Source organism: Edaphobacter sp. (assembly GCF_035532915.1).
Taxonomy (GTDB): Bacteria; Acidobacteriota; Terriglobia; order Terriglobales; family Acidobacteriaceae; genus Edaphobacter.
This window is the reverse complement of the sequence record NZ_DATKQC010000382.1, coordinates 14671-29382: the sequence shown is the minus strand read 5'-3', so window position 1 is coordinate 29382 and position 14712 is coordinate 14671. Positions and strand designations below refer to the sequence as shown.

Genomic DNA, 14712 nt, shown 5'->3' with positions numbered 1-14712 from the left:
CGAATGCAGAATGGCGCAAAGGCGGCGATTGCAGGAACCATCATCTTGCTGGTGGCGGTCGGCGCCCGCGTCGGCATGATCTACCACGAGCGTAACGCTCCCGCGAAGCTCCCAGCCGCAAGCGCAAACGAAAAGCTCTCCGATGACGATCTCGTCTTCCTGAAGAAGAAACGCCCCGACTCGATGGCCGACATCAAAACACTCGACGGCACCACGGTCTGGGTCTCCGCTGGTGGCCAGATGGACTATTACCCGCTCTCGGGCCATCACGTCGAGTACGGCAAGAGTGCCGGAACCCTGCTCGGAGCACAAGCTCTGCTCATCAAGGACGCCGTCGAACAGGTCGCCCCCAAGAGCGCCACCTTCCGTATCCCCGGCGGCGACCGCCAGGTCTCGCTGATCTTCACCCTGCCGAAATCTTCGACTCCAGACAAGGAGTACGCCGTTCCCGTCGGCTACCGTCAGGACGGCATCTACACCTTCTACACCGACGAGATCTTCTTCTACGACGATCCCCACCAGCTCTACCAGCACTGGGGCCCGGAGATATGGAAGGCCGTCGATGCCCACCAGGTCATCCTCGGCATGAACGAGCGCCAGGTCGAGCTTGCCCTCGGCCAGGTCAGCAGCAGCGTCAGTCACGACTACGGCAATCGCGTGGTCATCTTCTCCGACATGGGCCATCCCATGGCCGTCACCTTTGTACAAAACAAGGTCACCGCCTTCCGCGCCGATCAGGGCTATTAACGGATCGGCTGCATTTCAAGGTGTAGCCTTATCTCGTGAAGCAGCGCTTCTGCTGATTCATTGTGTCCTTTCTGCGAGGTACCAATGATTCCTTTCAACGATGCGCATCGCGCCGTCCACTATCCTCCAGACCGCCGGTTCCGTATCTGGATACGCCCCTCCGCTCTGGCAATTCTGATCCTGCTCGTACTCGTGCCGCTGATTCTGGCGTGGCTGCAAGTAGCGATCTTCGGGATGCCCTCCATCGTGCAATCGACGGCTTCGATCGAAGGCGCGATGAGCGGCCCGCACGGATTCCCTGTCTGGATACGATGGACACACTTCTTCAACATGTTCTTCCTGTTCATGCTGATGCGCAGCGGCCTCTCGATCCTGATGGACCATCCCCGCCTCTACTTCAACGACAATTGCACTCCTGGCAGCGAGTGGCTGCGCTTTACCCCGTTGCGCGTCCCCAAGGACAGGGTCTGGACCGCTAAAGATGACGCGCGCTATATCTCCCCAGTCGTCTCGACGCCCGGCTACCGGCACACTGTAGGCATCGCCCGGGCATGGCACTTCATCACCGTCTACGGCTTTGTGCTCACCGGAATGTTCTTCGTCTGCGGTCTGCTCACCAGCGACCAATGGATGCGCCTGGTGCCGACCTCGACCGGCGTCTTCGTCAATGCGTGGAACACCTTCGTCCATTACGCCAACTTCCATTTCCCACCCGAGCCGAACGGCTTCTACGGATATAACGCGCTGCAGCAACTCGCCTACTTCGCAACCGTGTTCGTCATGGCGCCGCTCTCCATCATGACCGGAATGGCCATGTCTCCCGCGCTGGTCAACCGCTGGCCGCGCTATGCCAAACTCTTCGGAGGCCGCCAGTGTGCCCGCTCCATCCACTTCCTCATGCTGGTGGGCTTCGCCTGCTTCGTCGTCGTGCATGTGACGCTGATCGCGATGACAGGCCTGCGCCGCAACATGAACCACATCGTCCTCGGCGACGACACCATGCAGTGGACAGGGCTTGTCCTTGGCCTCATCGGCATCGCGGTGGTGGTGTTCTCCTGGGTCGCGGCGCATTACATCTCGTGGTTCTTCCCGCGAGGCCTGCAACACGCCCAGCGCGCCGTCACCGAACCGGTGCGGCTGATCACGCTCGACCGCCTCATCCCGCAGCAGACCTATACCCGCGAGCAGATCTCACCGCACTTCTGGCCCAACGGAAAGATGCCCGAACGCGAAGACTGGAAGCAGATGGAGGCCAATGGCTTCAAGGACTTTCGCCTCAAGGTCGGCGGCATGATCGAAAACCCGGTGGAGCTATCGCTCGACGACCTACGCGCCATGCAGGCCGAAGAAACCATCACCATGCACCACTGCATTCAGGGCTGGTCCGGCATCGCCGAGTGGCGCGGCCTCTCGCTGCGAAAGCTCATCGAGCACGTCAAGCCAAAGCCGGGCGCTCACGCTCTGGCCTTCTACTCCTTCGGCAGCTCGCTCTATGGGGGCACCTACTACGACACGCAAAACATGCAGAACGCCATGATGCCGCAAGCCATGCTCGCGTTCGACATGAACGGTGCGCCGCTCACCGGCGTCTACGGCGCGCCCCTGCGCCTGCGCGTCGAAAACCAGCTCGGCTACAAGATGGTCAAGTGGATCGAGCGCATCGAATTCATCGAATCCGTAGAGATGGTCGGTAAGGGAGAAGGCGGCTCCAACGAGGACGACGAGTACTTCGACCTGATCCCCAACATCTAACCTCTCAAGGTTCGCCGAGTTGAAGATGCATCGTTCATGGTTCGGAGAAGAAGAGCATGAGGCAGCTCAGCATGTCGAAGAGTTCCTGCGCCACATCGGTCTGCACTGGCTGCTCCGGCATCTGCCTCCGCGCATCGTCTGGGGAGGCTATGTCTTCATCAACAGCTTCCTCACCATCGGCCTCCTCTCGCTGCTCGCCGGAATCACCGGCAGCCCCTTCGTCTTTCCCTCGCTCGGCCCGACGGCATACCTCTTTTTCTTCGCGCCTATGGGCAAGTCCTCCAGCCCGCGCCACGCCATCCTCGGCCACGCCATCGGCCTGGTCTGCGGATACGGAGCCTACGTCGCCATGGGCAGCCATGGCTTCGCCGTCTCCTCGTTAGGCGAAGTCTCGTGGCGCGAGATCATGGCCGCCGCCCTCTCGCTGGCAGCCACCGGAGCCATCATGGTGCTGCTCCGCGTCAGCCATCCGCCGGCCGGAGCGACCACGCTGATCGTCTCGCTCGGCATCCTCACCAAACCCGAGTACCTCGTCATCATCGAGATCGCCGTCATCCTGCTCACCGCGCAGGCCTGGGCCATCAACCGCATCGCCGGGCTCGACTATCCCCTCTGGGAGAAGAAGCCCTCTCCTTCCACGGTCTAGCCCGGCTGGCTGCCGCGTTTAGATAAGGAGACTCTTCTCTTGCCCGCAGTTCGAGGGTCAAGACCGTTTTCGCAGCACCCATGTCGTCATGCAGCGGTAGTCCTGGACCACCGTTGTCTTCAAAGGATCGACGAGAACAGCGTTCAATTCCTCAGAAAGCTCCAGCAGCATCTCCTCATCCACGAGAAACCACTCGGAACCATCTCCGATCGAATAAACGTGGCCCCGTATCCATTCGAAATCCATCCCGATCCTCGAACCCAGGCGGCAGAAGAGCATACCGCCCGGCCTTAGAACGCGCCACAACTCAGACAGCATCGCTCGGAAGTGGTCATCGTCCCGTGCAAAGTGAAGCACGGAATTACAGATAACAACATCGGCGAGGGAATCAGCGAAAGGCATCTGCTCAATGAGCCCTGTCTGAAAGTTCTCAGCAGGAAGCCCTGTCCCAAGGGATGCAGAGAGCTGACGGACGTGCTCTACTCCCTCGCGGCTTGCGTCCAGCGCGAATACCTCGCACCCCGCTCGCAGCAGATGGACCAGGTTGCGCCCGTATCCGCATCCAGCGTCCAGTACGCGCATTCCAGAGACGATATTTCCTCGAAGCACTTGATCGAAGACGTAAATGTCGATCTGTCCGAACTGCTCCTGAACGCTGAGCGGCATCCCGCTAGCCCTGCATCTTTTCGACCGCCAGGCCCACCCGCAGCATCGTTGCCTCGTCGAAGTGCCTGCCCATAATCTGCACGCCAATCGGCAAGCCATCCTTCGTCTCTCCGCAAGGCACGCTTACCCCGCAGATTCCTGCGAGGCTCGCCGCAACCGAGTAGATGTCGGCGAGATACATCGCCACCGGGTCATCCGTCTTCTCTCCCAGTTTGAACGCCGCAGTAGGCGTCATCGGCCCGACGATTACGTCAACATCGTTGAAGGCGGTCAGGAAGTCCCGCGTCAGCAACGCACGAACCTGCTGCGCCTTCTTGTAATAGGCGTCATAGTATCCCGCCGAAAGCGCGTACGTCCCCAGCAGGATGCGGCGCTTCACCTCCGGCCCAAACCCGGCATCGCGCGTCTTGCGGTACATCTCCGAGAGCGTCTTGGCTTCGGCACTCCGCAGACCGAACCGTACCCCGTCGAAGCGCGACAGGTTCGACGAAGCCTCCGCCGTCGCAATCACGTAGTACGTCGGAATCGCGTATTTCGTATGCGGCAGGCTCACCGGCTTGATCACGCACTTCTCCGCCTTGAGCCCATCGAGAACCTTCTCGATCGCCGCACGAATCTCCGGGTCTAACCCCTCGCCAAAATATTCAGCAGGAACGCCGACCCGCAGTCCCTCCACCGGCTTCTCCAACGCGCCCACATAATCGCCCACGGGGCGGTCAGACGAGGTTGCGTCCAGTGCATCCTGCCCGGCCAATACCTGCAGAACGGTCGCGGCGTCCTTCACATTGTTCGTAAACGGCCCCACGCGGTCGAGCGAAGAGGCAAACGCAATCAGCCCATACCGCGAGACCCGTCCGTATGTAGGCAGCACTCCAACCACGCCGCAAAAAGCCGCAGGCTGGCGAATCGAGCCACCGGTATCGGTCCCCAGCGTGGCCACGGCAAACCCAGCCGCTACCGCCGCCGCCGAGCCACCGCTCGACCCACCCGGAACCCGGTCCAAAGCCCGTGGATTCAGCACCGGCCCGTAAGCCGAGTTCTCGTTCGAGCTTCCCATCGCAAACTCGTCGCAGTTCAGCTTCCCCAGCAAAACCGCGCCAGCCGACTCCAGCTTCGTGACCGCCGTAGCATCGTAGGGAGGTCGATAGCCCTTCAAAATCAGCGACCCAGCCGTCGCTGGCGAGCCCTTCATCGTCAGCACATCCTTGATTCCCACCGGAACCCCGGCCAGCGCCGGCAACTCCGCACCCTTCGCCGCCAGAGCGTCGACCTTTGCCGCCTGGGCCAGCGCCCGCTCCTTGCTCAAAGCGAGAAAGCTATTGATTCCTTTGCCCTTGTCCCCATCGTCGGCGGCAATCCGCGAATAGTGCAGCTCCGCCATCGCCGTGGCCGTAGCCGACCCATTCGCTACACCAGCCCGCACCGTATCAATCGTAAAATCCATCGCGCTATCTTTCTCTTTTACTATTTCGGAAGTCGTCGGCATTAACGCTCAATCACCTTGGGAACCTTGAAGAAGCGGCCATCCGTCTCGGGCGCCGCCGCCATCACCGCCGCACGGTCGAGCGAGGGAGCCACCACATCCTGGCGCAGCGTCTCGCCGTGCGTATGGGCCTCGCCGCCCAGCATCTCGCCCACCTGCGCCATCGGCGGAACGTCCTTCGTATCCAGCTCATTCAATTCGGCGATATGCCCGAGAATCGCATTCAAGTCCCGCTGCATGCGCGGCTGTTCCTCGGCCGTCAGCTCCAGATTCGCCAGCTCCGCAACCCGCCGAACATCCTCGATCGTTACCCCAGCCTGCTCACTCATCGCGCATTATCCCTCTTCACTTTAAAGTGTATCCTGCTCACCTTCACCCCCGCGATGCGCCCCATCTGCCCGGCAAGCTGACCCTGCATACTCATCATCTGGCGCAGCCACGCGCCCTCCTGCACCTCGATCCAGACCTCCCCATCGACGTATCCCACCACCGTGCCCCGCTCCGCCATCGCCTTGCCGCAGGCCACCGGCCACGCCGCCGCCAGCTTGTCCTCAGGCCGCATCGCGTGCAGGCTCCGCCCCAGCGTCCCGCGCAACAGCGTTCTCATATCTTCCATGTCTGCGCTCCTGCATCCTCGTGCACCCCGGCAACCTCATTCGCAGCCGCCAGTACCATCTCGACTGTAATCCGTTCCATACAATCGGTGGCTCTGCCGTCAAAGTCGAAGCCCAGATGCAGATATCCGCATCCTTCCCCCGGAGCCTCCACACCGACAGCACGTCGCCCCAGCGGACCCCAGCGGCCATTGCGATTCGGCCCGTTGATCGACACCGTAGGCGCTCCCAGCACTGCCGCCAGATGCATGACCCCGGTATTCACGCTCACCACCACCCTGGCCCGTCGTAGCAGATGCGCCAGCGAAACAAATCCGTCCGTCCCCACAAATGCCACGGCCTTGAGGCCCGCCTCGGCCATCCGCAGCAGGAACGGCTCAATCCGTTCCAAGTCACTCGGAGCGCCCGTAATCGCAAAGACCGTCCCAGGCTCAGCCAACCGCCCGGCAAGCTCGATCCACCGCTCCTCCGGCCACTCGCGCAACCAACTCCGCGTTCCCGAAGCCCACAAGTGGAACACCACAATGTCCTTCGCCTCGGCCAGCGGCTCCGCCGCCATCTCCGGCACAATCACCTGTGGCTCCAGCCCCGGAGGAATTCTTACCAGCCGCAGCAGATCCCGAAAGTTGTCCACCTCATGCTGGTCCGCCCGATGCTCTACCGCAACGTCATACCCGCGCCCACGATGCTGTCCGGCAGTCTGAAACCCCGCCGTAAACTTTGCCCCCGACATCAAGCTATAGAACGCCGTCAACCGCTGCCAAGACGTAAAATCCAGCAGCACATCCACGCGTTCAGCGCGTACTCGGCGAACGCTCTCGGCTGGCTTCGTCAGATCGACCAAAACCCTTCGGTCGGCTCCCGGAATCAGCTCTGCCGCCGCCATGTTCTGTCTCATGCAAAAGTGGATAATCTCCGCGTCGGCAAAGTGCGCGCGCACGTCTCGCAAAGCAGCGGAAAACAACAAGGTATCTCCCAGCGCCGGAGAGCACATCACCCCTAACCGCTTGACCTGCAAAGGCCACCGCCTTCGCCGCCCTGCGGCAAGCACCGTAGCGAGCACATTCAGCAGGGGAATACCCACCCAGTAGTCCATCAACCGGTTCTTTTTGCTGCCTCTGCGCATTCCCTGATTGTAGCGATTCGGTCTTCTGCCATGCCGCTAAGAAAGTTAGAACGCCCCATCCTGGTTGATCACCGTCGAAAACGTCTTGAGCAGGATCACGGTGTCCTTCGTCAGCGACCAGTTCCCCACATACTCGCAGTCCAGCGCCACCCGCTCGTCATAGGTCAGCGAGCTGCGACCCGAGACCTGCCACAGCCCCGTCAGCCCGGGCTTCACCTTGCAATAACAGCTGAAACAGCCGCCGTACTTCTCTACCTCGGCGGCTACAATCGGCCGCGGCCCCACCAGGCTCATCTGCCCGGTCACTACGTTCCACAGTTGCGGCAGCTCATCCAGGCTGTATCTCCTTAGAAATGAGCCTATTTTTGTAATTCGCGGATCGTTTCGCAGCTTGTGAGACTTGTTCCACTCCATCCGCGCCTCTGGATGCTCCGCCAGATGCTTCTCCAACACCTCGGCCGAGTTCACGCACATCGTCCGGAACTTCCACATGGAGAAGAACGCGCCATGCCGCCGAATGCGGCGGTGCGAGTAGAAGATCGGTCCCGGAGAGTTCAACGCGACCACGATTGCCACAATTCCAAGCACCAGAAGAGTTACCGGCAGCGATACCGCCACCAGCACTAGATCGAGGCTCCGCTTGATTATGCGGTAACGAAAGTACTCTGAAGGCAGCTCAGTCTCCCACTGCACACGTCGCAGTGGGTAGCTCATCACTTCCGTATATGAGTATGAATCTTCTATTACCGCAACCGGCGATTCGGGAGATTCAGCCTGCATTGCATCCCTGTATCTGTGCAAACTACCGCCCGCGCACTTTCTGCGAAGGTAATTCGCACGGTTACTCGTTCTCTATGTTTGCGGAGGCCCTAGCTGTTGCCGTCCTGCAGGCTCATTCAGCCTGGAGACGTCCGCGCTTCTGCTTCGATTTCTGTCTCGCCGATTCATTGCTTGCGCCAGTCTCTCGTTTGGACTGGTAGCTGCTCTATCGTCAACCCGGAAAAGGAATTCAGTCACATTAATTTCAGCTAAGACAGTTTACTAGCCCGATGCCCCGACGCAAACAACTTCGTTTCGGGATTCGTTTTTTGTTCGTTTCATTTTGGGCAACAGACCCATAATTTCCATCCAGCGGCATCTCTCGGTAAATTGTTAGGATGCTCATTCTCAACACCGCACTCACAGATGTCAAACTGATTCAACCGAAGCGGTTTGGCGACAGCCGCGGATGGTTTACCGAAACTTTCAACCAGACCGCCTTCGCCGTAGCCGGTCTCCCCTCCAGCTTCGCTCAGGACAACCAGTCCTTTTCCACCAGAGGCGTTCTCCGCGGCCTGCACTATCAACTGGTCAAACCCCAGGGAAAGCTCATCCGCGTCCTCTCCGGCCACATCTGGGACGTAGCCGTCGACCTCCGCCGCAACTCCCCCGACTTCGGTAAATGGGCCAGCTTCAACCTTAAGCCGCTCAACGATCAGGGCGAGATCCAGTCCCTTTGGATTCCTGAAGGCTTCGCCCACGGCTTTCTCGTCCTCTCCGACTCTGCCGAAGTCCTCTATAAGACCACCGATCTTTACCATCCCCAGGGCGAGCGCTCCATCCTCTGGGACGATCCCACCCTCAACATCGCGTGGCCGCTCGGTGCCCTCAACGGCCTCGCACCCTCTGTCAGCGCCAAAGATGCCCAAGGCAAATCCTTCCTCGAGGCCGAGCTGCCTCCGGCATAGCCGTCTTGTCTCCTTAAAGCTCAAAACGTCATCTCCGGCCTAAGCCGCACGATTTCATCGCGGAGCCCATCCCCCGAATCTCCCTGGTTCGCAACTTCAGCTTCCCGTGTTCGATCCAGGGGGTAAAAACCTGTCAAGCCCCCGAACCCACCAATCCACACAGCCAAAACCATCCATCCATAACAAAATAAACCACTTCTACAACAAAAAATAAATCCGGCTCATCTGCAAATTAGTTTCCACCGACTCACTAAAATAGAAACAGCAGACAAAAAAGCCCAAAGCCCAGCCAAAAAGCTGGGCCTAACTCATTTAGAAACAATATTTTGACACTTAACCCATGAAGAATGAATATTTTACAAACTATATTTCCGGTAAACCCATGAATCAAAATAGCTTACGTCCAAGATACCCGGGGGGTGCCCCCCGGAAATCGTGCGTTCCGTTGTGATAAACCTGTTGCGGGTACCGAATCACCAACTCGGTTCGTTCGTAAAACCGCTCCACCCGCCAAAATAGATATCGCGTCAGGAATTAGCCCCATGTCCCTTCACCACCGCCCGCTCCCAGGCTTCGCTGCATCCATCCTTGCTCTCAGCCTCCTCTTCACCGGAGCAGCCATCGCGCAGGCTCCTGCGCCTGCGCAGGAAGGCCAGCCCGCGGGCATGAGCGTCAATACGGGCGGGGCACACGCAGCCGTTCTCGACAACGAGCATCGCCCCATCACGGCGGGCGGCTTCGTCAAAACCGGCCCCGTCCTGTTCAAGGACATCGCCAAAGAGGCCGGACTCACCTCGTGGACCCATACGATGGGAACGCCCGAGAAAAACTTCATCATCGAGACCAATGGCTCTGGCGTCGGCCTCTTCGACTACGACAACGACGGCTGGCTCGATATCTATCTCGTCAACGGCTCCACCGACGACGCGCTCTCCGGCAAGACGACGCCGCCCCACGCCGCACTCTTCCACAACAATCACGACGGCACCTTCACCGACGTCGCCGCCAAGGCAGGCGTGACCAACGACCGCTGGGGAGTTGGTGTCGCCATCGCCGACTACGACAACGACGGCTGGCCCGACATCTACGTCTCGAACATGGGCAAGAACCGCCTGTACCACAACAACCACGACGGAACCTTCACCGATGTCGCCGAGAAGGCGGGCGTCACGCTCGGCAACTGGTCAACCGGGGCCACCTGGGGCGACTACGACGGCGACGGCAGACTCGACCTCTTCGTCCCCGGCTACATCCACTACGACATGGCCAACCAGCCCTCGTATGGCTGCCAGTTTCGCGGCGTAAAGGTCATGTGCGGCCCGCGCGGCCTCAAGGGCGAGCCCGATCACCTCTTCCACAACAACGGCGACGGAACCTTCACGGACGTCAGCGAAAAGGCGGGCGTCTCGGACAAGAACGGCTACTACGGCCTGGCCTCCGCCTTCATCGACGTCAACGACGACGGCAAGCTCGACCTGGTCGTCGCCGACGACTCCACGCCGAACTACCTCTATATCAATAAAGGTGACGGCACCTTCGAGGACGACAGCTACGCCTCGGGTTACGCCCTCAACGAGAACGGCCGCGAGACCGCCTCGATGGGCATCGCCATCGGCGACTACCGCAACAACGGCCTGCTCGATCTCTACAACACCACCTTCTCCGACGATTACAACCCGCTCTACCGCAACGACGGCGATGGAAACTTCACCGACGTCAGCTATCAGATGGGCATCGCCGAGCCTACCATTCCGTTCCTCGGCTGGGGCGACGCCTTCCTCGACTTCGATAACGACGGCTGGAAGGACATCTTCATCGCCAACGGCCACGTCTATCCGCAGGTCGACCAGACCACCTGGGGAACCACATGGAAGCAGCGGCCCCTGCTCTTCCACAATATTGACGGCAAAAAGTTCGACGTCGAACCCGCCGTCGAAGGCACCGGACTGGCTCAACTTTATGTAGGCCGCGGCATGGCCGAAGGCGATCTTTTCAACGACGGCAAACTCGACGTCGTCATCAACGTTCTCGACGGCCACCCCGCGCTGCTGCGCAACGTCTCCGCCGACCACCATCACTGGATCGAGTTCAAGCTCATCGGCGGGCCGAAGAGTCCCCGCGACGCCATCGGGGCCAAGGTCTTTGTGACGGCGAATGGAATGCGCCAGCGCGACGACCTCTTCTCGGGCGGCAGCTTCGCCTCCACCCACGATCCACGCGCCCACTTCGGTCTGGGCGACGCCACAAAGATCGACGCCGTGGAAGTTCACTGGCCCGATGGAGCCAAAGAAAAATTTGTCGTCTCCAAGGTCGACCAGATTGTTACTCTGACAGAAGACAAAGGAACAAAGATGTAGGTCTCGCAGCGCACGCAACCCGCATGAAACCTCTTTCCAACCTCCGTTTCGTCCTGCGCTTCCTCTTCTTCTGGACGCTCTGCGGAATCGTCGCGCTCTCTGCTAACGCGCAGGACGTCAATAATCTCGGCCATCAATCCTGGTCGACTGAGAACGGACTTCCGCAAAACAGCGTTCACCAGATCTTTCAGTCCAGCGACGGCTATATCTGGATCGCCACCGAAGACGGCATCACCCGCTTCGACGGCATCGACTTCAAAGTCTTCAACCATGAAAACACCGCTGCCTTCACCAGCAGCGACACCTGCTGCCTCGCCGAAGATGCTGCGGGAGCGCTTTGGATCGGAACCTCCGATGGTCTCGTTCAGTATGCGAAAGATACCTTTCGCCACTATTCTCTGACCGACGTTGTTCTCTCGCTCGCCACAGAAGACAACGGCAGCCTCGTTGTGCTGACCGGCAACAACCTTCTGCACTTCGATGGAAAGGACTTCTCGCCGCTTCCGCTTCCTTCTTCGGCGACGCCGACTGCAATCGCCAAAGCAGCCGACGGCGGCCTCTGGATCGCGACGACCGCAGGCGTCTTTGAGTATCAGAACAATCGCCTCCGTCCGGTGCCGCTCAATCCCGATCTGGCGAAGGAGAGCATCGAAGCCATCGGTTCGCTACCTGAGAACGGCCTTTGGATACGCTCCACCAGCAGCATGACCCTCATCCAGAACGGTCATCAACGCACGCTGCAAACCGGCCATGATCTTCCCGTCGCTCGCATCCAGTCTGCGTTGGCCGACTCTCGCGGCGATCTCTGGATCGGTACGAATCAAGGCCTCTTTGTGCTGGGCAAGAGTGACAGCAAGCCGCAGCGCGTATCGGCACTCGGCACCAGCAGCATCCTCTCCACGTTCGAAGACCGCGAGGGCAACCTCTGGATCGGCACCGAGACCAGCGGCCTCGACATTCTGCGCCAGCAAAACTTCCGCACCGTTGCTGAACTCTCCGATCACGTCATCACCGCCATCGTGCAGACCTCCGACGGCGCGATCTGGACAGGAACCAACGGCGACAGCCTCGACCGCTGGCAGTCGGGAAAGCTACAACACTACTCGCTTCGCGACGGCTTGCTCAGCGAGATCATCCTCGCGCTCGCTCCCGGAGCCAATGGCAGCATCTGGGTTGGAACTCCCGACGGACTGAACCATATCGAAGGCGGCAAAATCACCTCGTATACCTCGGCCGATGGCTTGCCCGACGACCTCATTCGCTCGCTTCTGGTCGATGGCGACGGCTCGCTCTGGATCGGCACGCGCCGCGGGCTCGCTCACTGGCAGAACGACCGGTTCACCGTCTTCACTCAAGCCAATGGGCTGAAAAGCAACCTGATCGGAGCCTTGCTGCAACCCCACGCTTCTGACTCTCCGCATGATCTATGGATCGGCACGCTCAGCGGATTGTCGCGGCTTCACGGCGGTAGGATATCGACGTTCACCACTAAAGACGGGCTCTCCGGCGATGTCATCACGTCGCTGAGCGAAGGTCAGCACGGTACGCTCTGGATCGGCACCAAAGGCAACGGGCTCAGCAGCTACGCCAACGGAGTCTTCACCTCGCTGCATCGCGGCGATCTCCCGCAGACGGTCGACTCCATCCTGCGAGACGATCACGGCAATCTTTGGCTTAGCTCTACTCACGGCATCACGCGCGTCTCCGCGACCAGCCTCACCGCCTGCGGAGCGGCAGCGGAGTGCAATCCTCACCCCATCTCGTATGGCCGCTCCGATGGCATGCCCACCGAAGAGGCTTCGGCAATCGGTCATCCGGCAGCGTGGAAGACCACGCAAGGCCTGCTCTGGTTCGCGACGCGCAAGGGCGTAGCGATTGCCGATCCCGATCATCTTTCTGAGAACCATATTCCGCCGCCGGTCGTCATCGAGCGCTTCACCCTTGACGACACGGAGCTTCCGCTCTCCTCCTCCGAGCAGAGCATTCCTCCGGGACACAACAGCTTCGCCTTTCAATACGCGGGCCTTAGCTATGCCGCGCCCTCGAAGGTGCGTTACCGCTATATCCTCGAAGGCTTCGACAAGCAATGGACGCAGGCCGGTTCGCGGCGCATCGCTTACTACACCAATCTGCCGCCTCGTCATTACCGCTTTCGTATTCAGGCAGCCAATAACGACGGCGTCTGGAACGAGACAGGAGCGTCGCTCGCGTTCTATGTTCGGCCGCCCTTCTACCGCACATTCTGGTTCCTTCTGCTTGCCGTTCTTTGCATTGCCGCAATCGTGGTACTGCTCTATCGTTTGCGACTGCGCAGGCTGAATAACGAATTTCAAGCGGTCCTGGCGGAGCGCAATCGTGTCGCGCGAGAGATTCACGACACACTTGCGCAGAGCTTCGTTGGCGTCTCGGTCCAGTTAGAGCTGACCGCACAGCTGCTCGCGCACTCACAGATCGAAGCGGCCGGACAGCAGATCGACCGCACCCGCGAATATGTGCGCGATGGCCTCGCCGAAGCACGCCGCAGCATCTGGGACCTTCGCGCCGCCACTGCCCAGCACACGCTGCCCACGCGTCTTACGCGCATCTGCGAGAGATCGAGTACTGAGAGCCTCCCTATCCAACTCAACATCGGAGGCACTTACCGTCCTATTGACGCGAAGCTCGAGGACGAGATCCTCCGCATTGCACAGGAGACCCTGAGCAACGTGGCCCGCCACGCGCATGCAAACCGCGTCACCATCGATCTGCGCTATCATTCGAATCGGCTGACATTATCGATTGCCGACGATGGCCGCGGCTTCGATGCAGCCGACAACTCGCTTCCTGCGAAGGGCCACTTTGGAGTGCAGGGAATGCGCGAGCGCGCGGCGCAGATTCATGCTCAACTAGTTGTAGAAAGCGCGCCGGGCCAAGGCACTACGGTCAAGCTGGAAGTCCCGATCCCCGCACAGAAAGGCACTGCAAACAATGGCTGAATCGATTCGTATTCTTGTAGTCGATGATCATCACGTCGTACGGCAGGGCCTCGTAGCGCTGCTGAACATCATGCCTGAGATTAAAGTCGTAGGCGAAGCCAGCGATGGACTTCAGGCCATCGAACTTTATCGCAGCCTGCGTCCCGACATTACCCTGATGGACCTTCAGCTTCCCAAGCTCACCGGTGTTGAGGCCATTCAGAAGATTCGCGCCGACGATCCCAATGCGCGCTTCGTTGTGCTGACCACGTTCGACGGAGACGAAGATATCTTTCGCGCACTTCAGGCCGGGGCCAAAGCCTATCTGCTGAAAGGCATGACCATCGAAGAGCTACTCTCGACCATTCAGGCCGTGCACAGCGGCAAGACTCGCATCTCGCCTGCCATTGCAGAGAAGCTGGCCGAGAGGATGAGCAGCCATGCGCTCACAGCCCGCGAGCTGGGAGTGCTCGAGCGCATCGTCGCCGGGCGGGCAAATAAGGAGATCGCCTCGGATCTCGACATCAGCGAGGCGACGGTCAAATCGCACATCAACAACCTCTTGAGCAAGCTGGGCGTCAGCGACCGCACTCACGCAGCCACCGTTGCCCTGCAACGCGGTATAGTACACCTGAAATGA

General features: G+C 60.0%; 13 protein-coding genes. 7 read left to right on the top strand and 6 right to left on the bottom strand.

The window, feature by feature from the left end:
- From VMU57_RS18335 to VMU57_RS18325, 3 genes are all read left to right on the top strand, one after another.
- The coding region (locus tag VMU57_RS18335; RefSeq protein WP_325386065.1) for a hypothetical protein at positions 1-747 on the top strand (747 nt) is incomplete at its 5' end.
- 84 nt (positions 748-831) lie between these two features.
- A complete protein-coding gene (locus VMU57_RS18330; RefSeq protein ID WP_325386063.1) occupies positions 832-2499 on the top strand; it encodes a molybdopterin-dependent oxidoreductase in 1668 nt (555 codons plus the stop codon).
- A gap of 25 nt (positions 2500-2524) precedes the next feature.
- Entirely contained in the window at positions 2525-3145 is a 621-nt protein-coding gene (locus tag VMU57_RS18325; RefSeq protein ID WP_325386061.1) for an HPP family protein, read from the top strand.
- A gap of 57 nt (positions 3146-3202) precedes the next feature.
- Here VMU57_RS18325 and VMU57_RS18320 read toward each other — a convergent pair whose 3' ends face one another.
- From VMU57_RS18320 to VMU57_RS18295, 6 genes are read right to left on the bottom strand one after another with little or no spacing between them, the layout of a single operon-like run.
- Positions 3203-3811, bottom strand: a complete 609-nt coding sequence (locus VMU57_RS18320) for a class I SAM-dependent methyltransferase (protein WP_325386059.1) — start codon at positions 3809-3811, stop codon at positions 3203-3205.
- 4 nt (positions 3812-3815) lie between these two features.
- Positions 3816-5255, bottom strand: coding sequence for an Asp-tRNA(Asn)/Glu-tRNA(Gln) amidotransferase subunit GatA (gatA, locus tag VMU57_RS18315; RefSeq protein WP_325386057.1), 1440 nt, complete (start codon positions 5253-5255; stop codon positions 3816-3818).
- A 41-nt stretch (positions 5256-5296) separates the two neighbouring features.
- Complete coding sequence (gene gatC / locus VMU57_RS18310) at positions 5297-5623, bottom strand: Asp-tRNA(Asn)/Glu-tRNA(Gln) amidotransferase subunit GatC (protein WP_325386055.1); 327 nt, start codon at positions 5621-5623, stop codon at positions 5297-5299.
- Positions 5620-5910, bottom strand: a complete 291-nt coding sequence (locus VMU57_RS18305; protein WP_325386053.1) for a DciA family protein — start codon at positions 5908-5910, stop codon at positions 5620-5622. Before VMU57_RS18305 ends, gatC begins: the two co-directional genes overlap by 4 nt.
- Complete coding sequence (locus VMU57_RS18300; protein ID WP_325386051.1) at positions 5898-7034, bottom strand: glycosyltransferase family 9 protein; 1137 nt, start codon at positions 7032-7034, stop codon at positions 5898-5900. Before VMU57_RS18300 ends, VMU57_RS18305 begins: the two co-directional genes overlap by 13 nt.
- A gap of 45 nt (positions 7035-7079) precedes the next feature.
- Positions 7080-7748: a sugar transferase gene (locus tag VMU57_RS18295; RefSeq protein ID WP_325386049.1), complete on the bottom strand. Its 669-nt coding sequence runs from the start codon at positions 7746-7748 to the stop codon at positions 7080-7082.
- Between the two features lie 443 nt (positions 7749-8191).
- On the opposite strand from VMU57_RS18295, the gene rfbC reads away from it, so the two are divergent.
- From rfbC to VMU57_RS18275, 4 genes are all read left to right on the top strand, one after another.
- Entirely contained in the window at positions 8192-8761 is a 570-nt protein-coding gene (rfbC, locus tag VMU57_RS18290) for a dTDP-4-dehydrorhamnose 3,5-epimerase (protein WP_325386047.1), read from the top strand.
- A 542-nt stretch (positions 8762-9303) separates the two neighbouring features.
- Positions 9304-11118: a CRTAC1 family protein gene (locus VMU57_RS18285; RefSeq protein ID WP_414648680.1), complete on the top strand. Its 1815-nt coding sequence runs from the start codon at positions 9304-9306 to the stop codon at positions 11116-11118.
- 23 nt (positions 11119-11141) lie between these two features.
- Entirely contained in the window at positions 11142-14093 is a 2952-nt protein-coding gene (locus VMU57_RS18280) for a sensor histidine kinase (RefSeq protein ID WP_325386045.1), read from the top strand.
- Complete coding sequence (locus tag VMU57_RS18275) at positions 14086-14712, top strand: response regulator transcription factor (protein ID WP_325386043.1); 627 nt, start codon at positions 14086-14088, stop codon at positions 14710-14712. The genes VMU57_RS18280 and VMU57_RS18275 overlap by 8 nt, the downstream gene beginning before the upstream one ends.

What these genes read in the sequence shown, in the direction of transcription:
- VMU57_RS18330 (WP_325386063.1), top strand. Translation starts at nt 832, where the DNA reads ATGATTCCTTTCAACGATGCGCATCGCGCCGTCCACTATCCTCCAGAC.
- VMU57_RS18325 (WP_325386061.1), top strand. Translation starts at nt 2,525, where the DNA reads ATGCATCGTTCATGGTTCGGAGAAGAAGAGCATGAGGCAGCTCAGCAT.
- VMU57_RS18320 (WP_325386059.1), bottom strand. Translation starts at nt 3,811, where the DNA reads ATGCCGCTCAGCGTTCAGGAGCAGTTCGGACAGATCGACATTTACGTC.
- gatA (WP_325386057.1), bottom strand. Translation starts at nt 5,255, where the DNA reads ATGGATTTTACGATTGATACGGTGCGGGCTGGTGTAGCGAATGGGTCG.
- gatC (WP_325386055.1), bottom strand. Translation starts at nt 5,623, where the DNA reads ATGAGTGAGCAGGCTGGGGTAACGATCGAGGATGTTCGGCGGGTTGCG.
- VMU57_RS18305 (WP_325386053.1), bottom strand. Translation starts at nt 5,910, where the DNA reads ATGGAAGATATGAGAACGCTGTTGCGCGGGACGCTGGGGCGGAGCCTG.
- VMU57_RS18300 (WP_325386051.1), bottom strand. Translation starts at nt 7,034, where the DNA reads ATGCGCAGAGGCAGCAAAAAGAACCGGTTGATGGACTACTGGGTGGGT.
- VMU57_RS18295 (WP_325386049.1), bottom strand. Translation starts at nt 7,748, where the DNA reads ATGAGCTACCCACTGCGACGTGTGCAGTGGGAGACTGAGCTGCCTTCA.
- rfbC (WP_325386047.1), top strand. Translation starts at nt 8,192, where the DNA reads ATGCTCATTCTCAACACCGCACTCACAGATGTCAAACTGATTCAACCG.
- VMU57_RS18285 (WP_414648680.1), top strand. Translation starts at nt 9,304, where the DNA reads ATGTCCCTTCACCACCGCCCGCTCCCAGGCTTCGCTGCATCCATCCTT.
- VMU57_RS18280 (WP_325386045.1), top strand. Translation starts at nt 11,142, where the DNA reads ATGAAACCTCTTTCCAACCTCCGTTTCGTCCTGCGCTTCCTCTTCTTC.
- VMU57_RS18275 (WP_325386043.1), top strand. Translation starts at nt 14,086, where the DNA reads ATGGCTGAATCGATTCGTATTCTTGTAGTCGATGATCATCACGTCGTA.